A 25,758-nucleotide genomic window follows, 5' to 3' on the forward strand; every position below is an offset into this window, starting at 1 on the left:
CCGCTGGTAACGCTTGGCGTCCCCGGCAGCGGATGCGTACTTTACGGATTCGCTGCCGGATTGGCAAGGGCTTTTTTCAAAAGACGTAAAAAACTTTCAGCTTTTCGGTTTGGCCTTGCGCATAACCGCATAAATCGGCCCTGAGAGCACATAGGCACCAAACAGTAGAAGCAACATGACAGAAGGCTCAACCGAGATCATGACGAACCCAAGCACAACGGCCAGCAGTACCACGAAGGGCACAGGCTTTTTGAAGTCGAGATCCTTGAAGCTGTAGTAGCGGATATTGCTGACCATCAGAATGCCGGCGGCGGCCACTACTACCAACATCAAAAGCTTGAAACCAAATGCGTCAGCATCAAAGCTGTGGAAGGTCCAAACGCTCGCGGCTACCAATGCGGCGGCTGAGGGGCTGGGCAGCCCAATAAACCACTTCTTATCAACACTGCCAATTTGCACGTTAAAGCGCGCCAAGCGAAGTGCCGCACAGGCCACATACAAAAACGCGACTACCCAGCCAGTTTTACCAATATCCTGCAAAATCCAGGTGAAGGCCACTAATGCCGGCGCCATACCAAATGAGATCATATCGGCAAGGCTATCGTACTCGGCGCCAAAGGCACTTTGGGTATTGGTCATGCGCGCAACGCGCCCATCCAACCCATCCAGCACCATGGCGATAAAAATGGCGACGGCGGCAGACGTAAATTCACCGTTAATCCCGGCCACAACGGCAAAGAAACCTGAGAATAGCGCCGAGGTGGTAAACAGATTAGGTAGCAGGTAAATCCCTTTACGCCGAATCTTCTTCCCATCTTCCAGGGCCTCTTCGACGACTTCTGTATCACGTAAGAAAGCGGCAGCAAGATCCTCATTACCGACCGTATGATGATCGTCGTGGGTTTCCGGCAAGGAAGTCGAAGCTTGCTCTTGATCGCGAGCGTCCTGAGTCATAGATGTCATCCGTTAAATATAGAGTCACAAATAGTGAACACTTTCATTCTACACGGTGAGTCTTGGTCAGCCAGTCAATTGCATCAGGAAGCGTAAATTGAATACCGCTTACAGCGCACAAACAAAACGGGGCGCGCCGAAGCGCACCCCGTCAAGCTACAAAGATGGTTTTATCATTATCGAGTTGAATTGTTGTCAAAGCGTGTCAGCGCCGATGGCCACCTGCGCCGTCTTGTGCAGCGCTAGGTAAAGCGTAAAGCCACTTTACGCCAGTCGCCACTTTGCGTAAAACGCCATATTTGCAATACACTATTTCATCACTTGAAACGACGGCGCTTGTATGGATTTCCGGCTACTTAGACATTTTGTAGTGCTTTCCGACACGCTGCATTTTGGTCGCGCCAGCGAGCTTTGCCACGTCAGCCCTTCGACCCTAAGTCGTTCGATTCAGCAACTGGAAAGTGAACTTTCCACGCTGTTGTTCGAGCGCGACAACCGTCACGTCACGCTGACTGCACATGGCCTGGGCTTTCAGCACTATGCCCGCGAGACGCTGGAACAGTGGGAGATGACCAAGCGCCGCCTGGCCAATACCGCGCAGCTTAGCGGCGAAATCAGCATCTACTGTTCGGTAACGGCAAGCTATAGCTTCTTGTATGAGCTATTAAGCGATGTGCGTACTCGCCACCCCGGTATCGAACTGAAACTGCATACCGGCGACCCAGCCGACGCCATGCAAAGAGTGATGGAGGGCGATGATGATATGGCCATCACGCCGCGCCCACGCATTCCTCCCAACGCCCTGGCGTTCAAATCGCTCACTCGCTCGCCGCTGGTGTTCATCGCCCCTACGGCGCCCTGCAAATGGCTACCTGCCGCTCCCGCAAGCTCGACCGCCGAACAGTGGCAGCAGGTGCCCATGATTCTTTCTGAAGCAGGGCTATCGCGGGAACATGCCAACACCTGGTTCAAGGCGATGGGCGTAAGCCCACGCATCTACGCCCAGGTGGCGGGGCATGAGGCTATCGTCAGCATGGTGGGGTTAAGCTTTGGCGTGGGCGTAGTACCCAAAATCGTGCTGGATAACAGCCCGCTCGCCAACAGGGTCAGAGTATTGAGCGTGAAGCCCGAACTCCCTCACTACGATGTCGGTCTGTGCGTTCTCAACCGGCGTTTGAAAAACCCGATTATCGACGCGCTGTGGGCCGCGATTAGTGAGCGTTGATAACTAAAAAAGCACCGTCTTCAATAAGACGGTGCTTTGTCTAACCAGAAGTAACGCTACTCGATGCTTTAAAGCGAAAGCACCTTGTCGCCGCGTGCAATACCGGAAACCCCGGTACGCGCGACTTCAAGAATGCCCACAGGCGCCATGGCCTGCAGAAAAGCATCCAGCTTGGCGGCGTCCCCGGTAATCTGAACGGTATAAAGACTCGGCGTCACGTCGACGATCTGCGCGCGGAAGATATCCACGGTGCGTTTTACTTCATCGCGGGCAGCGCCCAGTGCCTTGACCTTCACCAGCATCAGCTCACGCTCGATGTGGTTGCCTTCGGTCAGATCGACAAGCTTCACTACATCGATCAGCTTATTAAGATGCTTGGTGATCTGTTCGATCACTCGGTCATCCCCTACCGTGGTCACCGTCAAACGCGAAAGCGATGGATCTTCGGTCGGCGCTACGTTAAGCGTTTCAATGTTGAAATTGCGCTGAGAAAACAGGCCGACCACACGTGACAGCGCACCCGGTTCGTTTTCCAACAGAATCGAGATGATATGTCGCATCAGGTACGCTCCGTTTTAGACAGCAGCATGTCGCGCATGGAGCCTAACGGCACCTGCATCGGATAGACGTGCTCAAAAGGGTCCACCTTCACGTCAAGAAATACCAGTTCGTGCTTGTTGGCAAACGCACGCTCAAGCGCCGGTTCAAGCTCATCCTGGGTAGTGACGGTAATCGCGGTAAACCCGTAAGCCTCAATCAACATATGGAAGTCAGGCAGCGACTCCATATAAGAGTGCGCATGGCGTGACTTGTAGTTCAAGTCCTGCCACTGGCGCACCATGCCTAGCGAGGCATTGTTCAGATTGAGGATTTTAACGCCCACGCCGTACTGCTTACAGGTGGAGAGTTCCTGCATCATCATCTGGAAACTGCCTTCACCGGTTACGCAGACTACGTCGTCATCCGGGAAGTTTTGCTTGATCCCCATCGCTGCCGGGAAACCAAAGCCCATGGTGCCAAGACCGCCTGAGGTGATCAGCCGGTTAGGCTTCTCAAACTTGTAATACTGAGCCGCGAACATCTGGTGCTGGCCCACATCGGTCGTCACGTAAGCCTCTCCACGCGTCACCCGGCATAAGGCTTCAACCACTTCTTGAGATTTTAACATCTCACCCGGTTTGGACGGCTCATAAAGCTTGCCATGGCGTTCAGTGCGCCAGCCATCGATCTTCTCCCACCACTCAGCAAGCGCTTCGGGGTGCGCAATAGGATGGCCCTGAACCAGGCTGATCATCTCATTGATAACGCTGTCGGCAGGCCCGACGATCGGCACATCGGCACGCACGGTTTTGGAGATCGAGCTGGGATCAACGTCGACATGAATAATTTTCGCCGTGGGGCAAAACTTAGACGTGTTATTGGTGACCCGGTCATCAAAGCGGGCGCCGATGGCGACAATCAAATCAGCGTGGTGCATGGCCATGTTGGACTCATAAGAGCCATGCATGCCTAGCCAGCCAAGGCTTTGACGATCGCTTTGCGGATACGCGCCAATGCCCATCAGCGTGGTGGTAATCGGGAAGCCCAGCCGTTTAACCAGATCCGTTAAACCTTCGCTGGCCTTGCCGGTCACCACACCACCACCGGTATAAAATACCGGGCGCTTGGCTTTGAGCATTAGCTCAACGGCCTTTTTGATCTGCCCGGTATGGCCACGTGTCACCGGGTTATACGAGCGCAGCTTGACCTTTTTCGGGTAGACGTACTCATAGCGCTCGGTGGGCGCAGTCATATCCTTGGGAATATCCACCACCACCGGACCAGGGCGCCCCGTCGAGGCAAGGTAAAACGCCTTTTTAAGCACTTCCGGGATTTCAGACGGGTGGCGAATCGAGAAGCTATGCTTCACGATCGGCCGAGTGACGCCCACGATATCGGTTTCCTGGAAGGCATCTTCACCGATCAGATGGCTCGCTACCTGACCACACAGCACCACCATGGGAATCGAATCCATGTACGCGGTGGCAATACCGGTAACGGCATTCGTAGCGCCGGGTCCGGAGGTAACCAGCACTACGCCGGGTTTACCCGAAGCACGGGCGTAACCGTCGGCTGCGTGAGTGGCAGCCTGCTCGTGACGCACAAGAATGTGCTTCACGCTGTCTTGGCGGAACAGCGCATCATAAATATGCAGCGCCGCACCGCCGGGATAACCATAAATGTACTCAACGCCCTCATCTTTCAAGAAGCGGGCGATCATATCTGCGCCGGAAAGCAGTTCCACTGTATTTCTCCCCTAGAGGTCTCGAGTGCGATCCGCAGGACATCCTGCGGTGTCGAGTGCGGCGGTATGCCGCTGCCGGCCCATGCCGGCACCTGATGCCAAACCCTGGCATACGGCCCGGTTAGGGCCTGCACTCTCTGAGAGCACCGATTTATGACGATATAAATCAGCCACTCCCTTATCACGGCGGATTGCCGCGTCGGGGCGTTGGCCAGGCCGAGCGGTTGGCTCAAACCCGGAAGTCCTTCGGCGGGTAAAGGCGTTAGCCTACCCTTCGCGCGGGAAAAAGGGGTTACCCGTCAGGTCCGCGCCCGCAAATCAGGAACTGATAAGATTCCATTAGCCTTCTAGCATGTCAACCATCAATGCCCGATGAATGTGCAAAGAAGCGATTTGAGATAAAAAAGCCCCGTCGGCAAAGCCTAACGGGGCATATGGTTATAACCAGGGCTGTTTAGATATTGAACGCAAGCTTGCCTTCAACAGCGCTCACCCGGATGGTATCTCCCGGTGAGAATTTGCCGGCCAGCAGATCTTGCGCCAGCGGGTTTTCAAGCCGGCTTTGAATAGCGCGTTTAAGTGGCCGCGCGCCATACACGGGGTCAAACCCCACCACGGCCAGCTGTGCCATGGCGTCATCGCTTATCTCAAGGCCTAAATCGTGCTCAGCCAAACGGGCTCGCAAGCGCTCCAGCTGAATACCCGCAATTGCCTGGATTTGCTCTTGGCCCAAAGCATGGAAGACCACCACTTCGTCAATGCGGTTGATCAGCTCGGGGCGGAAGTGATTACCCACCACCTCCATGACCATGTTTTTCATGTTTTCATAGTCATTGTCTTTATCAGCACTGACGTCACCACCCATGCGCTGAATGATGTCCGAGCCCATGTTGGAGGTCATCACGATCACGGTATTGCGGAAATCCACCGTGCGCCCCTGACCATCGGTTAACCGGCCATCTTCCAATACCTGAAGCAAGATATTGAAAACATCCGGATGGGCTTTTTCCACCTCATCCAGCAAAAGCACGGAGTAAGGCTTACGGCGCACCGCCTCGGTCAAGTAGCCGCCCTCTTCGTAACCTACATAGCCAGGAGGCGCACCGATCAGACGGGCCACGGAGTGCTTCTCCATGAATTCCGACATATCGATACGCACCATGGCCTCCTCGGTGTCGAACAGGAAATTGGCCAATGACTTACATAGCTCGGTTTTACCAACCCCGGTGGGCCCCAAGAACAGGAACGAACCGTTAGGCCGGTTGGGATCGGACAAGCCCGCCCGAGAGCGGCGCACGGCGTTGGCCACCGCTTCAACCGCTTCATTTTGGCCGATCACCCGTTCATGCAGGGCGTCTTCCATCCGCAGTAATTTATCGCGCTCGCCTTCGAGCATCTTGGAAACCGGAATCCCGGTCCAGCGCGAAACAACCTCGGCGATCTCCTCTTCAGTGACGTTGGAGCGCAGCAGTTGGTGGCTTGCGGTATCCGCTTCGCCTTCACCGCTTTCGGCAATTTTCTTTTCCAGCTCGGGAATTTTGCCGTACTGAATTTCCGACATACGCCCTAAATCGCCCTGCCGACGGGCCTGCTCCAGATCAAGACGCGCCTGTTCCAAATCAGCTTTGAACTGCGCTGAGCCCTGGATGCTGGCTTTTTCGGCCTTCCAGATTTCATCAAGGTCAGCGTATTCACGCTCGAACTCATGAATCTGATTGTTGAGCGCTTCCAAGCGCTTCTTGGTGGCTTCGTCGGTTTCCTTCTTAAGCGCCTCGCGCTCCATCTTGAGCTGGATTAAACGCCGATCCAGGCGGTCCATCGCTTCGGGCTTGGAATCAAGCTCCATACGAATCCGCGAGGCGGCCTCATCAATCAGGTCGATGGCCTTATCGGGCAACTGCCGGTCGGTGATATAGCGAGTAGACAGCTTCGCCGCGGCAATAATCGCCGAGTCAGTGATATCCACACCGTGGTGCACTTCATAGCGCTCTTTTAAGCCACGCAGAATTGCCACGGTATCTTCTTCTGTCGGTTCATCGACCAACACTTTCTGGAAACGACGCTCAAGAGCCGCATCTTTTTCGATATATTTGCGATACTCATCCAGCGTAGTGGCGCCGACGCAGTGCAGCTCGCCGCGGGCAAGCGCGGGTTTGAGCATATTGCCCGCGTCCATGGCGCCTTCCGCCTTACCGGCCCCCACCATGGTGTGCAGCTCATCGATAAACAGAATGACCCGCCCTTCTTCCTGAGAGAGCTCTTTGAGCACCGCTTTCAGGCGCTCCTCGAACTCACCGCGGAACTTGGCGCCCGCCAGCAGTGACCCCATATCCAACGACAGCACCCGTTTGTCTTTTAAGCCTTCGGGCACTTCACCGTTGACGATACGCTGTGCCAAACCCTCAACAATGGCGGTTTTACCCACCCCAGGCTCGCCAATCAAGACAGGGTTATTTTTGGTGCGCCGCTGAAGCACCTGGATAGTACGGCGAATCTCTTCGTCACGGCCAATCACCGGGTCGAGTTTACCGTCCAGGGCGCGCTGGGTAAGATCAAGGGTGTATTTATTGAGCGCCTCACGCTGATCCTCCGCATTCGGGTCATCGACGCTGGCACCGCCGCGCAGGCTATTAATCGCCGCCTCGAGTGACTTGCGGCTAAGCCCCGCGTCTTTCATCAGTTTGGTAAGCGGGCCGTTCATTTCTAACCCGGCCAGCAGCACCAGTTCACTGGCAATGAACTGATCGCCGCGCTTTTGCGCTTCACGGTCGGTTAGATTGAATAGCTTGATAAAATCCCGCGAGGGCTGCACTTCACCATCGAACTGGCCCACCTTGGGCAAGTTATCCAACTGCTGCACTAACCCATCGCGCAGGCGCGAGCTTGAGCCCTCGGCCTTTTCGATCAGGGCTTTAATGCCCGTGTCTTTGGTATCCAGCAGAGCGAGGAGAAGATGAGAGGGATCTAGTTGATTATGACCGCGACCCACGGCCAGTGATTGCGCTTCGGCAATGGCAGCCTGAAGCTTGGCAGTAAACTTATCAAAACGCATAGCGAGCCTCCTGGGGTAGCCCTGCGTTCGGACGCACGGCGTGGCCCAATAACATGTCGGTTAACGTGCTAATCACTATTAGCTTGACAAGTTAAATGGCGTCATTTCTGGCGTTTTCAAGAGCAGATAATACTCAGCAAGTTTATTTGTTGATCCAGATCACGCTCGCCATGCGCCCCGTGGTACCGCCATCGCGCCGGTAGGAGTAAAAGCGCGACTCACACGCCGTGCAGAAGTGCCCGCCGCTAATATGCTCGATCCCGAGCGCCTCCAGGCGAAACCGCGCCAGCCGATACAAGTCGGCCATATAGTGGCCCATCCGGTAAGGGCTATGGTCAAACGCCTCTGCGGTTTCAGGGTGAACAGCCACAAACGCGCCGTACACTTCTGGCCCCACTTCAAACTGGGCATTGGAAATCGCTGGCCCCAGCCAAACAAGAATATCGCCGGGCTCGGTATTCATGGCCGCAACCGTGGCTTCCAAAACGCCCCCCGCCAGGCCTCGCCAACCGGCGTGAGCCACCGCCACCTGGGTTCCGGCACGATTGCAGAACATGACCGGCAGGCAGTCCGCTGTGAGTACCACGCAAGCATACTCATCGGAGGTGGCAACGGCCGCATCCGCCTCTGGCGTATCGGCCTGATAACCCTGCTGCACACGTGCGCCGTGGGTCTGATTCAGCCATAACAACGGGCGCTCGTCGCCTATCTCTTTTTGCATCAGCCGTCGGCAAAGAGCGACATGTTCAGCATTATCGCCAACGTGGGCGGCCGTATTAAACGCCGCAAAATCATTCTGGCTGGGGCCTGTTTCCCGCGTGGTAACAAAGGCCCGCACGCTTGCGGGCGCAGGCCAGTCAGGAATCAGCAGTGTGGGGCGTAAATCGATGGCATCACTCATCGCATGGTCTCATTATCTTCGCGCAGGTAGTCCAACAACATTAGTAGATCATCGGGCAGGTCGGCATGAAAAGTGAGCGTTTCACCACTGACCGGATGCACAAAGCTTAGCTTGCGAGCATGCAGCGCCTGGCGAGGGAATTCCCGCAGGATTTCCTTGAGCGGCCCGGCCGCACCTGGCGGCAGTCTGGCGCGGCCACTGTAAAGCGGGTCGCCAATCAACGGGTAACGGGCGTGGGCCATATGCACGCGAATCTGGTGCGTACGCCCGGTTTCCAGCTGGCAGCGCACATGGGTATGGGCGCGAAACCGCTCGACCACGCGAAAGTGAGTCACGGCAGGCTTGCCCGAGTTGGTGACCGCCTGACGTTTGCGATCTTTCGGATGCCGACCAATAGGTGCATCGATGGTACTGCCCGCCACAGGCTTACCAATCACCACCGCGTCGTACTGGCGCGATACGCTACGTGCCTGAAGCTGTTCGACCAGCACGGTTTGCGCCTGAATGGTTTTAGCCACCATCATCAAGCCAGTGGTGTCTTTATCCAGACGGTGAACAATCCCGGCGCGCGGCACCTCGGCAAGCGTAGAGTGATGGTAAAGCAGCGCGTTGAGCAAGGTCCCGTCCGGGTTACCGGCCGCGGGATGCACGACCATATTGGCAGGCTTGTTGATAACCATCACCGCATCATCTTCATAGACAATATCTAGCGGTATATCCTGGGCTTCAAAGCGCCGATCTTCTTCGATGGTCGCCTTCAACAACAGCACTTCATGGCCGTGCAGCTTCGCTTTCGGTTTGGTTTGTACGCCGTCCACGGTCAGCTCACCCGCGTTGATCCATGCTTTTAATCGCTCGCGAGAGTAATCACTGAACAACTCCGCCGCCGCTTGGTCAAAACGCGCACCTGCGAGCGTCGCAGGTACACGTTGCATGGCTTCAACTATCCGGGGCATGACGTTACTTCCTTTAACAACACCCGACAATACGCTGCTAAGCCTGCGTTTTGCGTCGAGGTGATTTATAGTGGGCTTACTGTGACCTATTCTATCATGGCCATCGTCGCTTTTCGGTGATTGAGGCTTGTTTGCAACGAGGATGATGATGCGCGTTTTTTCTGCTGCCAACCGCTTTGGTGCCCTAGCTTTAAGCCTTGCCCTTCTGGCAGGCTGCGCCAGTAACGATACAACACCTGATGAAGAGCAAGATGAATTTGCCGGGGTGCAAGAGCGCGAGCTTTACGAACTGGCGCGCACGGCGCTGGATAGCAACCGTTACCCAATTGCGATCGAGCGGCTGGAAGCACTGGATACCCGCTATCCTTTCGGCCCTCATGCCGAGCAAGCGCAGCTAGAGCTGGTCTACGCCTACTATGAAAATAGCGACTGGGAAGAAGCCCGGGCGGCGGCAAGCCGTTTCATTCGCCTGCATCCTGACCACCCCCAAGCGGATTATGCTTACTACCTGCGCGGGCTTTCTGCCTGGCAGGCCGGCCGCTTCAGCCTGGAACGCTTACGCCTGATCGATATTTCCAAGCGTGACCTGGGCGCCTCACGCGATGCGTACAACGATTTCCGCGAGCTGATCCAGCGCTTCCCGCAAAGCGAATACGCGCCAGATGCTCAGCAGCGCATCGTCTATTTGCGCGAGCTACTAGCCAACCATGAGCTGCATGTGGCTGACTACTACCTGCGGCGTGGCGCCTATCTGGCAGCGGTTGAACGTGGCCGCTGGGTAGTTGAGCATTACCCTGAGTCCAACGCCACCCGCGATGCACTGGCCACCATGGTTGAAGGCTACCAAGGCCTGGGCATGAACGACCGGGCTGGCGAAGTACTTGCCGTACTGCGCGAAAATGCGCCTGACCACGAGCAGCTTCAGGGCGGCCGCTTTGTACCCAAACATCTTGACTGACACCTTCAGCACGGCTTGAGCAACGCTCATCCCTGTCCAATAGCCCTGTCATTCTGAATAAAACCACGCTTCGGCGTGGTTTTTTGTTTATAGCCAGTTCCGAACCAATAGTTAATCAATAGTTGTACAAAAAACAAATAGCGTACTAGTATCCTCACACCCCGAATAAAAAGCGTCCTCCCAGCATTCAAGGAACTGATCATGCTCACGTCAAACGCCCGTTTTGCAGGCGCCAAGATAAGTACGCGTCTAATACTGGCCTTTTCCACCATACTGGCACTGCTGATAGCACTGACGACTATCGGTATCTATCAGGTCAATCAGATCAATCATGGGCTTACCGCCATCAATGATATCAATGGCACCAAGCAGCGATTTGCCGTGGATATGCGCGGCAGCGTGCATGATCGCGCCATTGCTCTACGCGATATTGTCATGACGACGGACAATGGCCGCCAAAGTGCCCTACGCGCCGAGATACAAAGTCTGCAAAATGATTACCAAACCGCCACAGCCGGCATGCAGCAGGTCATCCACCAATACTCGACCACGCCCGAGCAGGTGAGTCTGCTTGATACGATTGAACGCCAGGCCGTGATTACCCGCAGCCTGACCCAGCAGGTCATTGACGCCCACGATGCAGGCGCTGATGAGGCCGAACGAACGCTAATGCTTGACCAGGCAGGGCCTGCCTATAGCGAATGGTTAAATCGTATCAATCAGTTTATCGACATGCAGACTCGACTCAACGATGTCAGCACGTCAGAGGCACGTGCAACCGCGTCGGGCTTTCAAATGCTGATGCTGGGTTTGACGCTGTTTGCGCTGCTGGTGGGTGGCTTAATTGCAATGTTTCTCTCCCGCCAACTGCTGCGCGAGCTGGGCGCCGAGCCGCATGAAGTTAAAGCCTTTGCCGAAGCTATCGGACGGGGAGAGCTAACCACCAAAGGGCAGCTCAGAAAAGGCGACACGCGCAGCATCATGGCTTCCCAGGTGGCCATGGCCCAGCAACTACAAACCATTGTTACCCAGGTGCGCGCTTCGGCGGAAGCAGTGGCATCCAATAGCGAACAGATCGCGGAAGGCAACAACGACCTATCATCACGCACCGAACAGCAGGCTAGCGCCCTGGCCGAAACGGCTTCCGCCATGGAGCAGCTCAACAGCACGGTAAAACTCAACGCGGAAAATTCCGAACAGGCAAGCCAGGAAGCGCAAAGCGCTTCACAGCTCGCTACCAAAGGCGGTGATGCGGTACATCAGGTAGTGGATACCATGAACGAGCTGAACCAGAGCTCTCAGGAAATCGCCGGCATTACCTCGACCATTGATTCTATCGCCTTCCAGACCAACATTCTGGCGCTCAATGCCTCCGTTGAGGCGGCCCGAGCAGGCGAGCATGGCCGAGGCTTCGCCGTGGTAGCCGAAGAGGTACGCAACCTTGCCCAGCGCAGCGCGGAGGCCGCTCGCGAAATCAATCAACTGATCGCCAGCAATCTAGACCGCGTCAAGCACGGCAACCAGCGCGCCGAAGAAGCAAGCAAATCTACAGAAGAGATCGTGGCGGCGATTGATCGCGTGACCACCATCATGCAGGAGATCAGTAACGCAAGCGCCGAACAGAGCGCCGGCGTACAGGAAGTCGGCCAGGCCGTTACCGAGATGGATCAAGTGACCCAGCAGAACGCAGCGTTGGTGGATCAAAGCGCCAAGTCCGCCTCCAACCTGCGCCAGAACGCCCGCCAGCTGCTGCAAATGATGGAAGCGTTTAAACTTCCTAAAGCTGCACCCAAAACGACTCAACCGGCTACTCAACACCTAGCGCCAGCTGCGCCACCTGTAGTACGCCAGCCAGCCCTGAGCTCTGCCCAGCGCCAACCAGAACCTGAATGGGAAAGCTTCTAACCCCCTATCACTACCCGCCATAATATAAAAAGGCTCCTGCTATAAAGAATGACGCAGGAGCCTTTTGCGTTGGATCTGGCGCTATGCTTAGTCGCCCGGCTGCCAGCCGTTAACGATCGGGTAGCGGCGGTCGCGTCCGAAACCGCGCGATGTTACCCGCACGCCAACCGGGGCTTGTCTCCGCTTGTACTCGCAGCGGTCTACCAGCTTGACCACTTGATAAACGTCTTCAGCGTCAAAACCGGCTGCAATAATCGCTTCAGCGCTCATATCACCTTCGATGTAGCTCAACAGAATAGCGTCGAGCACATCGTAATCCGGCAATGAATCGCTATCCTGCTGGTCAGGCGCCAGCTCTGCGCTGGGTGGGCGCTCAATAACGCGCTCAGGGATCGCAGGAGACTGGGTGTTACGCCAGCTAGCCAAACGGTAGACCCAGGTTTTATAGACATCCTTGAGCGCATTGTAGCCCCCCACCATATCGCCGTAGAGCGTGGCGTATCCCACCGCCATTTCACTCTTGTTGCCGGTGGTCAGCACCATCAGGCCCTTCTTGTTGGAAAGCGCCATCAGCAATACTCCCCGGCAACGCGACTGAAGGTTCTCTTCCGTGGTATCGCGCTCGGTGCCGGCGAAGCTTTCCGAAAGCGTCGCCATAAAGGCATCAACCATAGGCTCGATGGGCATCACTTCGTAATGCACGCCAAGCATTTCCGCCTGCTGGGCGGCGTCCTGCTTCGAAATATCCGCGGTGTAATGATACGGCATCATCACCGCCTGCACCCGCTGCGGCCCCAACGCATCTACAGCAATTGCCAGGGACAGCGCTGAGTCGATACCGCCGGAAAGCCCCAACACCACGCCTTCAAAGCCACTTTTATTGACGTAATCGCGAAGCCCCGTTACCAGCGCGCAGTAAAGGCTCTCTTCCGGCTCTACATCCGGTTCGATTTCACCGGCCTGGGGCTCCCAGGTAGACGCGCTGGTCTGCAGCAGTTGCACCGGCATCAGGCCTGCCTGCCAATACGGGGCGAGAACCCTTAGCTCGCCATTGGCATCCACGCACTTGGAGCCGCCGTCAAATACCAGCTCATCCTGGCCGCCGATCGTGTTGACATAAATAATTGGCCGTTTGACGTCCTGGGCACGCAGCTCCAGCAGGCGTAGGCGCTCACCCGGCTTGTCCTGGTGGTAAGGGGAAGCGTTCAGGCTGATAAGTACTTCCGCCCCAGCGGCCGTTGCGGAGCGTACCGGCTCGCTTTCCCACAGGTCTTCACAAATCAGCAGCCCGAGCTTGGCGCCTTTATGCTCATACACCAGCGGCTCAGTGCCTGGGGTGAAATAGCGCTGCTCATCGAATACCTGATAGTTGGGCAGCGCCTGCTTGGCATATTCGGCGTCCCACTGGCCGTTATACAGCACGCCCGCGAGGTTATAGCGCTTGCCTTCGCGCACGCCGGGATAGCCTATGATGACCAATACGTCGCGAGCGACTTTTTCAGCCATTTTGGCCCGCGCTTCGCGCAGCCGGGTCTCCATAGAGGGGCGTAGCAGTAAATCTTCCGGCGGGTAGCCAGATAAAAAAAGCTCAGGGAAGATAACGATATCCGCCCCATGCTCAATGCGCGCTTCGCGCACAGCTTCAATAGCACGCGCCGCATTGCCGGGAATATCCCCGACAAGCGGATCGAGTTGGGCCATTACCAGCGTTAAGTCTTGCATGGGCGTTAAAATCTCTTGAGAATCTTTGGAACATTGTCACGTCAATGCATTGTCCCGCAAGGACCGCCTGCTGGCAAAGCCCGCACCGGCATTGATCACTTCATCTCCGCTTAGGAGGGCCTATAAGGATGAACCTGTTGATCATTCGCTTAATTATTTTCGCCGTACTGTTCTATGTCGGTCTGAAGCTTTACGGCATGTATCGCCAGCATAAACTTGCCCGTGATGAGCAGCATGGCGCTTTAAAACGTCACGAGGGCGGCCAGATGGTGCGCTGCCGCTGGTGTGATGTCCATGTGCCGGAAACCGAGGCGCTGCGCGACCATGAGCAGTGGTTCTGCTCAAGCGCCCATCGCGACCGCTACTTTCAGGAGCAGCAGGATAAAAACGGCGGCGCTTAGCCTCCCAAGTGCGCCCGGGTCGGCAGGAAAGGCGCTGGGTCAATTAATGGCTCCCGGCCAAGCAGTTGATCGGCCAGCAAATGGGTAGAGGCTGGCGCCAACACTAGCCCATTACGGTAGTGCCCGGCGTTAACAAACACATTGGGCTGCTCTGGGAGTGCACCGATAAACGGAATGCCGTCAGGTGAGCCGGGGCGCAGGCCCGCCCAGTGGTAGGCAACCGGGCAGCTTGCCAGCGCCGGCACGATACGCTCGGCGCTTTGCTTTAATGAAGCCAGCGCCTCTGCATCGGTGGTTTTATCAAACCCCGCCTCTTCCAGCGTAGAGCCGACCAGCAGCAGACCATCACTACGTGGAATCACATAGCGGCCGTCTTTCAGCACCACCCGCTGCACAAGTCCTGGGGGCGCCTGGTAGGCAATCATCTGGCCTTTCACTGGGCGTACCGGCAGGTGCACGTCAAGGGTTGACAGTAGCTTCGCGCTCCACGCGCCACCGCACACCACCAGCCGCCCGGCTTCAAAGGCTCCTTGCGAGGTGTTAACGCCGACCACTACTCCATCACGACGTAGAAAATCGTGCATCTCGCAGTGTTCCTTTAGCGTCACCCTCGGCATGGTGAGTAATTTGGCGCGTAACGCCTGACCAAGCCTTGGGTTTCGTACGCTGCCCAAGGTGGGCATCCACAGCGCATTTTCATGGGTAATGGCAACGTCAGGCTCTTTTTGATGCACAAAATCGGCATCTACCTGCACCAGCGGTTTCCCCAGCTGGCGCGCCCAACCTAGCGCGCGCTCCTCGTCATCGACATTTAAATAGAGCAAACCTTTTTGGCGGTACTCGGGGTCGATGCCGGTCTCTTCAAGTAAACGCAGTGCCAGGGTCGGGTACGCTCCTTCTGACCAGCGTGAAAGCTGCGAGATGGGCGGCGCATAACGCCACGGATAAAGCGGTGATACAATCCCGCCACCCGCCCAGGAGGCTTCCTTGCCACAGGTGCCACGCTCAATAATCGTGACGTGCTGCCCGGCATCGGCTAACTGCAGCGCGGTCAGCATGCCGATAACACCGCCGCCAATAATTAGAAAATCGCTCACTCACGTTGCCTACTTTGGCTTGCTTAATGGCCGACACACAGGCCGGATAGGACGATGAGCATAGCGAGGAGATTGGGCAGGTCAAGCGACAGGGAGAGTACATGACGCATCGCCATACCGAATATTCACTCAGAGCGAGCGGATTTACCCTTATCGAGCTGCTGGTTGTGCTGGTATTGGTAGGTGCGGTGGCAGTTTGGGGTGTGCCACGTTTTCAGTCATTAGGCGAGCGCACGGCGGTCACGAGTGAAGTAAACCGGCTGCAAAGCGCGCTTTCACTGGCCCGCAGTACGGCAATTACTCAGCAGGGCGATATAACGCTGTGCCCGGCCAGTACCAATCACCGCATCTGCCTAAGCGACTGGAGCGGCGAGCTGATGATCGTCAATGGCGATAAGACGCGAGATATCAGTCAGGACGAGATCGTGCGACTGTTTCCGCCCACCAGCGGTGTGGATGTGAGCAAAAACGGCCATGCGCGGATTAAATACACGTCGCTCGGACATGCCACGGGATTTAACAGTACGTTTTCGATCTGCCCTCGGCACGCAGCCGGGCGCACGCAAGGGGCAGATCTGGTACTCAGCGTATTAGGCCGAGCCAGGGTGGTCGAAACGCCTATCGACTGCTAAGACAGCCTAGGCAATGCCATCCAGATAACGCTCGGCATCCAGCGCCGCCATACAGCCGCTACCCGCAGAGGTAATCGCTTGGCGATAGATATGATCCATCACGTCGCCACAGGCAAACACGCCGGGCACGCTGGTTGCAGTGGCATTGCCTTCAAGCCCTGAATTTACCTTGATATAGCCACCGTTCATTACCAGCTGGCCTTCAAAAATGCCGGTATTGGGATGATGGCCAATGGCAATAAAGAGCCCTGGGGCCTGAATTTCTTTTACCGTGCCGTCCAGCGTTGATTTCAAGCGTACACCGGTAACGCCTGTGTTATCGCCCAGCACCTCATCAATTTCCTGGAACCACTCAAGCGCAATGGTGCCCGCCTCGACTTTTTCGAACAGCTTATCCTGCAGGATCTTTTCGGCACGCAGCGAATCGCGACGGTGTACCAGAGTGACTTTCGAGGCGATATTGGAGAGATACAGCGCTTCTTCCACCGCCGTATTGCCGCCGCCAACCACGATGACTTCCTGGTTACGATAGAAAAATCCGTCGCAAGTTGCACACGCCGAAACGCCCTGGCCCATAAACTGCTGTTCAGACGGCAGGCCGATATAACGCGCGCTGGCACCGGTTGCCACAATCAACGCGTCACAGGTGTAGATGCCGCTGTCGCCCTTGAGGGTAAACGGCTTCTCATCCAGGCTGACGTCATTGATATGATCGAACAGCACTTCGGTATTAAAACGCTCGGCGTGCGCTTTCATCCGCTCCATTAGCTCAGGGCCCTGTACGCCTTGGTCATCGCCTGGCCAGTTATCAACGTCTGTCGTGGTGGTTAACTGGCCACCCGCCTGCATTCCGGTAATCAGCAGCGGCTTTAAGTTAGCCCGTGCTGCATACACGGCCGCTGTGTATCCCGCCGGGCCGGAACCAAGAATAATCAAACGTTCATGACGCGTTTCCATGACACCACCTTGTAAAATCTAGCTGATAAAGTCGCAGAGAGTTTGCCTGAAATGGCGCCAAGTACAAGCGATTGCAAGGTTAAGCGTTGGCTATTAGGCGAAGACACCTTGAATCAGCCTTTATAAACACCCATGTCCTACTACTATGTAAGCCATACTAAAAAGGAAGACAGTGACCGTCGCGCTAAGCGAAATGCCGCGCAACGCAATAAGAGGAGAAAGGCATGAGTAATACACCCGATACACTGCAAACGCTGGATGTGGGTAGCCAGCAGTACCGCTACTATAGCCTTCCCAAAGCCGCCGACGCGCTTGGCAATATTGACCGGCTTCCCAAGACGCTAAAGATTCTACTCGAAAACCAGCTGCGTTTTGCCGATGACGAAAGCGTTGACCAGGAAGATATGCAGGCGCTGGTCGACTGGCAGAAAGAGGGCAAATCCAGCCGTGAAATCGGCTACCGCCCGGCTCGCGTATTAATGCAGGATTTTACCGGCGTACCCGGCGTGGTCGATTTAGCCTCCATGCGCGCAGCGGTAGAAAAGCTCGGCGAAGACCCCGCTCGCATCAATCCTCTTTCTCCGGTTGATCTGGTAATCGACCACTCGGTCATGGTCGACAAGTTTGGTAATGCCACGGCGTTTGAAGAGAACGTCGACATTGAGATGCAGCGCAACCGTGAACGCTACGAGTTTCTGCGCTGGGGCCAGCAGGCCTTCAATAACTTCAGCGTGGTGCCGCCCGGCACCGGTATCTGCCACCAGGTCAACCTTGAGTATTTGGGCCGCAGCGTGTGGACCAAAGAAGAAGATGGCACCACCTTTGCCTACCCGGATACCCTGGTAGGCACCGACTCTCATACCACCATGATCAACGGCCTTGGCGTACTCGGCTGGGGTGTAGGCGGTATCGAAGCCGAAGCAGCCATGCTTGGCCAGCCGGTCTCCATGCTGATTCCCGAAGTGATCGGCTTCAAACTGACCGGCAAGCTGCGTGAAGGCATTACCGCGACGGATCTGGTACTGACCGTTACCGAAATGCTGCGCAAAAAAGGCGTTGTGGGTAAGTTTGTCGAATTCTACGGCGACGGCCTCAAAGACCTGCCCCTTGCCGACCGCGCGACGATTGCCAACATGGCACCCGAATACGGCGCCACCTGTGGTTTCTTCCCGGTCGATGATGAAACGCTGAACTATATGCGCTTAACCGGCCGCGAAGATGAGCAGGTCGCGCTGGTAGAAACCTATAGCAAAACCCAGGGGCTGTGGCGTGAGCCTGGCGACGAGCCGGTGTTCACCGATACCCTACAGCTTGACATGACGGAAGTGGAAGCAAGCCTTGCGGGGCCCAAACGCCCGCAGGACCGCGTTGCCCTAAAAGATATGGCCGCGGCTTTTGATAAAATCATGCAGGAAGATGCCAAGGCTCAGCCCACCACGGAAAAAGGCAAGTTCGACTCAGAAGGTGGGCAAGCGGCCGTAGGCATTGAGCGCAGCCTTGAAGGTAATTTCAAGCATGCCAATAGCCAGGACGTCACGATTGGCGATCAGGCCTTTAGCCTTGATCCAGGCGCTGTGGTCATTGCCGCCATCACCTCGTGCACCAATACGTCTAACCCTAGCGTCATGATGGCTGCTGGCCTTCTGGCTCGCAAAGCGCGAGAAAAAGGCCTGGCTACCAAGCCTTGGGTGAAAACCTCGCTGGCCCCAGGCTCCAAGGTGGTCACCGATTATCTGGCGGCGGCCAACTTGAACGAAGATCTAGACGCTTTAGGCTTTAACCTGGTCGGTTATGGTTGCACAACGTGTATCGGTAACTCAGGCCCGCTGCCTGAGGCGATTGAGAAAGCCGTCAACAAGGGTGATTTAACCGTGGCCTCGGTACTTTCGGGCAACCGTAACTTCGAAGGCCGTGTTCACCCGCTGGTCAAAACCAACTGGCTCGCCTCGCCCCCCTTGGTAGTTGCCTATGCGCTGGCAGGCAACGTTCAGCGCGATTTAACCAAAGACCCCTTGGGCGAAGACAATGACGGCAACCCGGTTTATCTAAAAGATATCTGGCCGTCTCAAGCCGAAATTGCCGAAGCCGTTGAAAAAGTAAATACCGAGATGTTCCGTAAAGAATACGGCGAGGTATTTGAAGGCGATGAAACATGGCAGGCGATTAACGTATCCGAAAGCCAGGTTTATCAGTGGCCTGAATCTACCTACATTCAGCACCCGCCTTTCTTCGAAGGTATGGGCCGCGAACCCGACCCCATCGAAGATGTGAGCAATGCCCGCGTTCTCGCCATGTTGGGCGACTCGGTAACCACCGACCATATTTCACCCGCCGGCGCTATCAAACCGGATAGCCCCGCAGGCCGCTACTTGCAGGAGCATGGAGTGAAACCGGTCGACTTCAACTCCTACGGCTCACGCCGGGGTAATCATGAAGTCATGATGCGCGGCACCTTCGCCAACGTGCGTATCAAAAACGAGATGCTGGATGGCGTGGTCGGGGGTGAAACCCGCTATGTGCCCAGCGGCGAGCAGATGTCGATTTACGATGCCGCCATGAAATACCAGGAAGCAGGCACGCCGCTTGTCGTGATTGCCGGTAAAGAGTACGGCACCGGCTCTTCGCGCGACTGGGCCGCCAAAGGAACACGCTTGTTGGGCGTGCGCGCCGTCATTGCCGAGTCGTTCGAGCGTATCCACCGCTCCAACCTGATCGGCATGGGCGTGGTACCGCTGCAATTCCCGGAAGGTGAGACGCGTGAAACGCTGGGATTAACCGGTGATGAGGAAGTATCGATTGCGGGATTAAGTGATTTAAGCCCCGGCAAAACGGTCCAGGTCGTGATCAAAAACGGTGATAACGAACGTACCGTTGATGCCAAGTGCAGAATTGATACGGTCAACGAGCTGGCTTACTACCGCCACGGTGGTATCCTTCACTACGTGCTGCGCAAAATGATCGGCGCAGCCTAAGTAATACCTACCAATGCTTGCATGCCCCCACCTCGGTGGGGGCTTTTTTTTGCCTATTCCTTAAACGGCACGGCGACGATAGGTACGATACTCAGGCGACCAGCTCGCTTTCTCGATAGCTTCACGTAGCTTGGTGCCGCTGGTCGTCAACGCAACGCCATTATGTTGGGCGGTGGCGGCAACTTCGAAGGCAATCGACTGGCTGATTTCCCGAATACGCGAAAGCGGCGGCAACAATGCGCCTCTGCCCTCTTTAACGATCGGCGCTTCACGCGCCAGCGCCCGCGAAGCGCTCATCAGCATCTCGTCGGTAATCCGGTTCGCGTTGGCGGCAATTACGCCTAACCCAATACCCGGGAAGATATACGCATTGTTGCACTGAGCAATCGGATACGTACGGCCGTTATACACCACCGGTGCAAAGGGGCTGCCGGTAGCGACCAACGCCTGACCATCGGTCCAGCGAATCACATCTTCGGGCACCGCTTCTGCCTGAGAAGTCGGGTTGGAGAGCGGCATGATGACCGGGTGCTCGCAGCCGGCGTGCATGGTTTTCACTACCTGCTCGGTAAAGATACCGCGCTGGCCACACACACCAATCAATACCGTCGGCTTCATCTGGGCAATGGTTTCTTCCAGGCCCTGGCCATTCCACTCGGCGACCAGCGACGGGTCATGCGCCAGGCGGCGCTGGAAATCACGCTGCCACTCCTGATCTGAAGTCATCAAGCCTTCGCGGTCGACAACGAACACTCGCGCCCGCGCTTCGCTTTCCGTCAGGCCTTCAGCTTCCATTGCGACCACAACCTGCTCGGCAATCCCGCAACCGGCAGAACCACCGCCAACGAATACCACACGCTGCTGAGCAATGGTTTCTTCACGCGCCTGACAGGCCGCCATGAGCGTTCCTACGACAACAGATGCCGTGCCCTGAACATCATCGTTAAAACAGCACAGCTCGTTGCGATAGCGCTCAAGCAGCGGCACCGCATTCGCCTGAGCAAAATCTTCAAACTGCAGCAGCGCATTGGGCCAGCGACGTTTTAGCGCTGAAATGAACTCCGCCATAAAGGCATCGTACTCTTCCTGGCCTACCCGCTTATGGCGCCAGCCCATGTACATGGGGTCATCCAGCAGTGCCTGATTATTGGTGCCCACGTCGATCATGATCGGCAGGGTATGCGCGGGGCTAATGCCACCACAGGCGGTATACAGCGCCAGCTTACCAATCGGGATGCCCATGCCGCCGATGCCCTGATCGCCCAGACCCAGGATACGCTCGCCGTCGGTTACCACGATCACTTTAACGTTATCTTTAGTGGCGCTGCGTAGCATGTCATCCATATGCTCGCGATCCTGGTAGCCGATAAACAGGCCCCGGTGATTGCGATAAATATTGGAGAATTCCTGGCACGCCTGACCAACGGTAGGCGTATAGATAATCGGCAGCATCTCTTCAAGATGCTCAGATACCAAGCGGAAGTAGAGCGTTTCGTTGTCGTCCTGAATGGCGCGCAGATAAATATGGCGTTCAAGATCGCTATTGCACTGCTGGTACTGGCGATAAGCGCGTTCTAACTGATCGTCAATGGTTTCGACATTTTGCGGCAGTAGGCCAATCAGGTTAAACGCCAATCGCTCTTCTTGAGTAAACGCGCTGCCTTTGTTCAATAGTGGCATTTCAAGTAAAGAAGGACCGGCGTAAGGAATATATAAGGGGCGTTTACTCGTCGTGGACATAGGCGCTCTCATTCGGGTCGAATTCTATTGCAATGCAGCAACGCTGGGCGTTGGCGGCGTTTGCCAATAATGTAACATGCTAGTACGACAAAGGTGGAAGTGACACATCGATTACGATAAAAAACGCCCCGGCTTTGGGCCAGGGCGCAGGGCTTAAAGCAGCTTTTAAATGGTTTTAAAACAGTTTTTAAAACGGTTCTTAAAACGGTATTTCAAACAGAATTTAAGACAGAATTTAAGACAGAATTTAAGACAGTAATTGCACAAGCGATTAACTCGTTTTGGCAACCGGCTTACGACCTTCCACACCGCCGAAAAAGAACGGGCGCAGCTTAACGCCGAACATATTGCCCGCAAACGCCGCAACCAGCCATACCCAGCCGTGCAGGCTACCGGAGGCGATACCGCCAAAGTAAGCGCCAATATTGCAGCCAAACGCCAGGCGCGCACCATAGCCCAGCATTAGCCCACCGATGACTGCCGCCAATAACGAACGCAGCGGAATTTTAAAGTTAGGCGCAAAACGACCGGCCAAATGCGCGGCGGCCAACGCCCCCAGCATAATACCAACGTTCATCACCGTGGTGATATCGCTCCATACGCTGGCTTCAAGTGCTGCAGCGTTACCTTGGGACTGCCAATACCCCCATTGGCTAACATCACCGCCCACCAGTTCAAACCCTTTGGCGCCCCACAATGCAAAGGCCGAGGTAATGCCCCACGGGCGGCCAGCCAGTGCCAAGGTAGCAAAATTCAAAAGCGCCAAGGCAACCGCCCCGGCTAACAGTGGCCAGGGCCCGGTTAGCCAGCGTTCAACACCCGGCTTTTCAACCACCGGTGCTCTTTCCAGCTGACCGTGGCGGCGCTTTTCCATCACCAGCGTAAAGGCAGCGATGGCGGCAAACAGCACCAGACTAATCGCTATTCCACCGCCCGTACCGGCAATATCAATCAGCGAGACCGGCTGAAAGGCAGGTAAGCTCTGCCACCACGCAAAATGCGCCGTACCAATGACCGAGCCCACGATAAAGAACACCAGGGTAATCAGCATGCGCGCATTGCCGCCACCCGCCGTAAATAGCGTCCCCGAGGCGCACCCACCCCCTAGCTGCATGCCTAAACCAAACAGAAACGCGCCAAACAGTACGGAAATACCAATAGGCGATACAAATCCACGTACTTCAGTGCCAAATAAGGTACCGGCGCCCAGCGCGGGAAAGAACAGCACAACGGCAATCGCCAGCATGACCATTTGTGCACGCAGGCCACGCCCACGCCGGTCGGTAATAAATACTCGCCAGGCGGCAGTAAACCCAAAGGCTGCGTGGTACAGCACCATGCCCAATAAACCGCCCACAATCATCAGTAGCCCGGTATTAGCGCCAAATACCACGCCTATCACTAATGCGCCGAGTACGATTGCCGCTGTGGCAATCAGCGGCACCCGATAGCTGGTGGTCGCCGCGGGTGTTATCGTTGACATACAGTCACCTTCATCTTTTCAACGCCAAAAGCGCCTGCAATCAATCAGGCGCTATGGTCAATGTGGATAATGGCGATAAGCTTAACGCCGCGCTCAGATAGAAGCTAATACATCGCAAGATCTAGCGCGCAAATACTGGCGGGCTAAATGAGCGGTCCCCTGAATATATCCCTTGCCTAATTCGTGGGCGGTGGGGCTTTCTGCATGCGTTGCCAGCCAGGCACTCAGCATAATGCGGCGAAGCATAATAAACGTATCCAACGCGGCGACGTCTTCCTCCTCGAACGTAGCCATGCTTCGATAGCCTCGGACCCACGCATCGCGCAATTCGGGCACCATGGGATTGAGCTCGTGAAAACTGATCGCGGCGGCAAAGTCATAGGCGTACCAGCAAAAGCCACTGTCGTCGAAGTCGATCACCGTGAGCCGGTCGTCACTGACTAATAAATTCGCTAGCCGCAAATCCCCATGAACCAGCCCATAACGGTCTCCCCGATCACCATATTCTGCTATAAGCGCATAAATATGCTCAATGGCCTGATGGATGTCGCGTTTATCGTCACGCGTAATACCGGGCGCTTCTCGCCAATCACCCCACAACCCATCAGGCGCAATCATGGTGTCGAGATGCCAGCGTTTACGCGTAAAATCTTTGGGTGGCTGCCATGCTTTACTGTGCTTATGTAACGAGGCCGTGACGGCGCCCAGCGTTGCAAACCAGTTAGGCAGTTCTTGCCCAACATGGGGTTCATGGCCGCTCACATACTCAAACGCTACCGCGTGAAACTCGCGATTATCCGTATGGATGCTTACGACAGAGTTTTTACTAGTGGAGCTAATTGGCCGCGGCGTGTGAATATTACTGGAGTCACGCAGGGCATTAATCCAGGTAATTTCGGACTCGATCTCCCGCCGCTCGTGATACCCAGGGCGGTTAACGCGAATTACCCTTTTGTCACCGGTGTGCGGGTCCTCGGCAACGAACGTGGCATTTTCCGATGTGGTCAGCAGTTCAACTCGGGTGTCATGAGACATCTTCCAAACATCGAGCGATTGGTAAATTCCCGACTTGAATTCATCGATCAATGCTTGTGTATACACCTACGCCTCCCTTCACCCGCTTTGTTAATGTGCAGCACACGTTGATATGCCTGCCTACGACGCCTCTTCTTCTCGCGTGACGTAGAGTCGGTTGACCATTACAAACACCACAACGGTCAGCGGGGCCGCCAATAACAGACCCGCGATGCCAAATAGCGTACTGGCGGCAAACAGTGAAAACAGCAGTATTGCAGGGGGGAGGTTAACAGCGCGCTGCTGAACCAGCGGCTGTAAAATGTTGCCTTCAATTTGCTGAATAATCGTGTAGGCAATCAATACAAACAGTGCCGTTTGAGGGCTGACCGTATAGGCAAGCAAGAGCGCGGGAATCGCCGCGACAAGCGGCCCCACCAGCGGCACAAAATCCAGTAGCCCGGCAATAAGCCCCAGCCCCAGCGGCGCCGGAACATCCAACAACCACATGCTGATACCCACCAACAGCCCGGTGACCACCATGGCCACTAACTGCCCGCCCAGCCAGAAACGCAGCGCCTTACCGCTATCGTCAAGCGCCTCTCCCAAACGTGGGCGGCTTTTAATCGGCGCAAGCAACAATAAGCCACGGCGGTAAACATCCGGCTGCGCCGCAAAATAAACCATCCCCACGATAAGCGCGAAGAAGTTGACCACGCTCCCCCCCATCGAGACGACGACCATGCCAATTTGAGAAATGCCGTTCCCAAACATGCTGCCTGCTCGATCAGCGGCGTTATCCAACAGCGGCGCCAGCGATGTTCCCTCAATACGCTCCTGCAACTGCGCCCAAGCATCGGGCAGCAATGAGGTCAAGGCTTCCAGCTCGGAAGAAACCTGCGCCCCAAACGCCCAACTGATCAGCCCCAAGACCACTATCAAGCCGATAATAACGGTTAACAGCGCAAGCCAGCGGGGCGCCCCCAACCGCAGCAGCGGCGCCATACAGGTTTGCAGCACACAGGCGCCCACCACCGCACCAAAAATCAAGATAAGCAAGCCAACAAGCTTCCAAAGTACTAACGCCACGACCCCCAGCATTAATACAATCAGCGCGTATTCCGTAAACGTCCGTTGTCGATCAGTGGTGTGCATTCACTCTTTCCTTTGTTGATGCGTTGCTATCGCCAAGCCCTAGGCACGCTTGATGACACGCCTAGCTTGTGTGAGAAGCACTATAGATCATTAGACGCTCTAGATATTTATATTCTGTTCTGCGCTTGGCGTGCTTTAAAGGGGTATGTAGGATAAATGCCAAGTGAAAGAAGCACCGTTACTTCAAAGCGCTTTTCAAGGTTGTCCATTTTGATAAATATATCGCCGCACTGATAGGCCGCTAAGTTCAGGCAAGATGCATTTCGCTAGGCATTAGGCATTCGGTGTATCGGCAGGTACGGTAGAAACGTACCTACTGCATCAGTAGAGCCGGGTAATCTAAGGGCAAA

Annotated in this window: 19 protein-coding genes; 6 read left to right on the plus strand and 13 right to left on the minus strand. The window is 55.7% G+C overall.

From position 1 onward, the window contains the following. Nucleotides 1-96: 96 nt before the first annotated feature. On the minus strand, nt 97-954 hold the full coding sequence (pssA, locus tag INT33_RS11290) for a CDP-diacylglycerol--serine O-phosphatidyltransferase (RefSeq protein ID WP_193091916.1): 858 nt from the start codon (nt 952-954) through the stop codon (nt 97-99). A gap of 340 nt (nt 955-1,294) precedes the next feature. Here pssA and ilvY point away from each other — a divergent pair, with 340 nt between their 5' ends. Beyond that, nucleotides 1,295-2,179, plus strand: a complete 885-nt coding sequence (gene ilvY, locus INT33_RS11295; protein ID WP_193091917.1) for an HTH-type transcriptional activator IlvY — start codon at nt 1,295-1,297, stop codon at nt 2,177-2,179. Between the two features lie 68 nt (nt 2,180-2,247). Here the strand turns inward: ilvY and ilvN are convergent, their stop codons facing one another. The 5 genes from ilvN to rluD form a co-directional block, all read right to left on the minus strand. Then, entirely contained in the window at nt 2,248-2,739 is a 492-nt protein-coding gene (ilvN, locus tag INT33_RS11300; RefSeq protein ID WP_018918924.1) for an acetolactate synthase small subunit, read from the minus strand. Next, nucleotides 2,739-4,463 carry an acetolactate synthase 3 large subunit gene (locus INT33_RS11305; RefSeq protein ID WP_192539869.1) on the minus strand — a complete coding sequence of 575 codons (1,725 nt, stop codon included), beginning with the start codon at nt 4,461-4,463 and terminating at the stop codon, nt 2,739-2,741. The genes ilvN and INT33_RS11305 overlap by 1 nt, the downstream gene beginning before the upstream one ends. Nucleotides 4,464-4,917: 454 nt before the next feature. Further along, a complete protein-coding gene (clpB, locus tag INT33_RS11310) occupies nt 4,918-7,515 on the minus strand; it encodes an ATP-dependent chaperone ClpB (RefSeq protein ID WP_193091918.1) in 2,598 nt (865 codons plus the stop codon). A 142-nt stretch (nt 7,516-7,657) separates the two neighbouring features. Further along, the gene (pgeF, locus tag INT33_RS11315; protein WP_192539814.1) at nt 7,658-8,416 is read right to left on the minus strand and encodes a peptidoglycan editing factor PgeF; all 759 of its coding nucleotides are present in this window, start codon (nt 8,414-8,416) and stop codon (nt 7,658-7,660) included. Beyond that, complete coding sequence (rluD, locus tag INT33_RS11320; protein WP_193091919.1) at nt 8,413-9,372, minus strand: 23S rRNA pseudouridine(1911/1915/1917) synthase RluD; 960 nt, start codon at nt 9,370-9,372, stop codon at nt 8,413-8,415. The genes pgeF and rluD overlap by 4 nt, the downstream gene beginning before the upstream one ends. 148 nt (nt 9,373-9,520) lie before the next feature. Between rluD and INT33_RS11325 the strand changes: the two genes are divergently transcribed. After that, on the plus strand, nt 9,521-10,330 hold the full coding sequence (locus INT33_RS11325; RefSeq protein WP_018918930.1) for an outer membrane protein assembly factor BamD: 810 nt from the start codon (nt 9,521-9,523) through the stop codon (nt 10,328-10,330). A 201-nt stretch (nt 10,331-10,531) separates the two neighbouring features. Continuing rightward, nucleotides 10,532-12,235: a methyl-accepting chemotaxis protein gene (locus INT33_RS11330; RefSeq protein ID WP_193091920.1), complete on the plus strand. Its 1,704-nt coding sequence runs from the start codon at nt 10,532-10,534 to the stop codon at nt 12,233-12,235. Nucleotides 12,236-12,322: 87 nt separating this feature from the next. Here the strand turns inward: INT33_RS11330 and INT33_RS11335 are convergent, their stop codons facing one another. Then, a complete protein-coding gene (locus INT33_RS11335) occupies nt 12,323-13,957 on the minus strand; it encodes an NAD+ synthase (RefSeq protein WP_193091921.1) in 1,635 nt (544 codons plus the stop codon). A 128-nt stretch (nt 13,958-14,085) separates the two neighbouring features. Between INT33_RS11335 and INT33_RS11340 the strand changes: the two genes are divergently transcribed. Beyond that, complete coding sequence (locus tag INT33_RS11340; protein WP_192539208.1) at nt 14,086-14,358, plus strand: PP0621 family protein; 273 nt, start codon at nt 14,086-14,088, stop codon at nt 14,356-14,358. Here INT33_RS11340 and thiO read toward each other — a convergent pair. Beyond that, on the minus strand, nt 14,355-15,455 hold the full coding sequence (gene thiO, locus INT33_RS11345) for a glycine oxidase ThiO (protein WP_193091922.1): 1,101 nt from the start codon (nt 15,453-15,455) through the stop codon (nt 14,355-14,357). The genes INT33_RS11340 and thiO overlap by 4 nt on opposite strands. Before the next feature lie 101 nt (nt 15,456-15,556). Between thiO and INT33_RS11350 the strand changes: the two genes are divergently transcribed. After that, complete coding sequence (locus INT33_RS11350) at nt 15,557-16,087, plus strand: GspH/FimT family pseudopilin (protein WP_193091923.1); 531 nt, start codon at nt 15,557-15,559, stop codon at nt 16,085-16,087. 6 nt (nt 16,088-16,093) lie between these two features. Here INT33_RS11350 and trxB read toward each other — a convergent pair whose 3' ends face one another. Then, nucleotides 16,094-17,044: a thioredoxin-disulfide reductase gene (trxB, locus tag INT33_RS11355; protein WP_193091924.1), complete on the minus strand. Its 951-nt coding sequence runs from the start codon at nt 17,042-17,044 to the stop codon at nt 16,094-16,096. A gap of 224 nt (nt 17,045-17,268) precedes the next feature. On the opposite strand from trxB, the gene acnA reads away from it, so the two are divergent. Further along, the gene (gene acnA, locus INT33_RS11360) at nt 17,269-20,016 is read left to right on the plus strand and encodes an aconitate hydratase AcnA (RefSeq protein ID WP_192539203.1); all 2,748 of its coding nucleotides are present in this window, start codon (nt 17,269-17,271) and stop codon (nt 20,014-20,016) included. Between the two features lie 60 nt (nt 20,017-20,076). Here the strand turns inward: acnA and INT33_RS11365 are convergent, their stop codons facing one another. The 4 genes from INT33_RS11365 to INT33_RS11380 form a co-directional block, all read right to left on the minus strand. Continuing rightward, nucleotides 20,077-21,756, minus strand: coding sequence for an NAD-dependent malic enzyme (locus INT33_RS11365; RefSeq protein WP_193091925.1), 1,680 nt, complete (start codon nt 21,754-21,756; stop codon nt 20,077-20,079). Between the two features lie 271 nt (nt 21,757-22,027). Further along, nucleotides 22,028-23,239, minus strand: coding sequence for a YeeE/YedE family protein (locus tag INT33_RS11370; protein WP_193091926.1), 1,212 nt, complete (start codon nt 23,237-23,239; stop codon nt 22,028-22,030). A 93-nt stretch (nt 23,240-23,332) separates the two neighbouring features. Then, nucleotides 23,333-24,340 (minus strand): phosphotransferase enzyme family protein, encoded by a 1,008-nt coding sequence (locus INT33_RS11375; protein WP_192539200.1) that lies wholly within the window; start codon nt 24,338-24,340, stop codon nt 23,333-23,335. A 54-nt stretch (nt 24,341-24,394) separates the two neighbouring features. Next, the gene (locus INT33_RS11380) at nt 24,395-25,408 is read right to left on the minus strand and encodes an AI-2E family transporter (RefSeq protein ID WP_192539199.1); all 1,014 of its coding nucleotides are present in this window, start codon (nt 25,406-25,408) and stop codon (nt 24,395-24,397) included. Nucleotides 25,409-25,758: the final 350 nt, after the last annotated feature.

It is taken from the genome of Halomonas colorata (genome assembly GCF_014897985.1).
Lineage (GTDB): Bacteria > Pseudomonadota > Gammaproteobacteria > Pseudomonadales > Halomonadaceae > Vreelandella > Vreelandella colorata.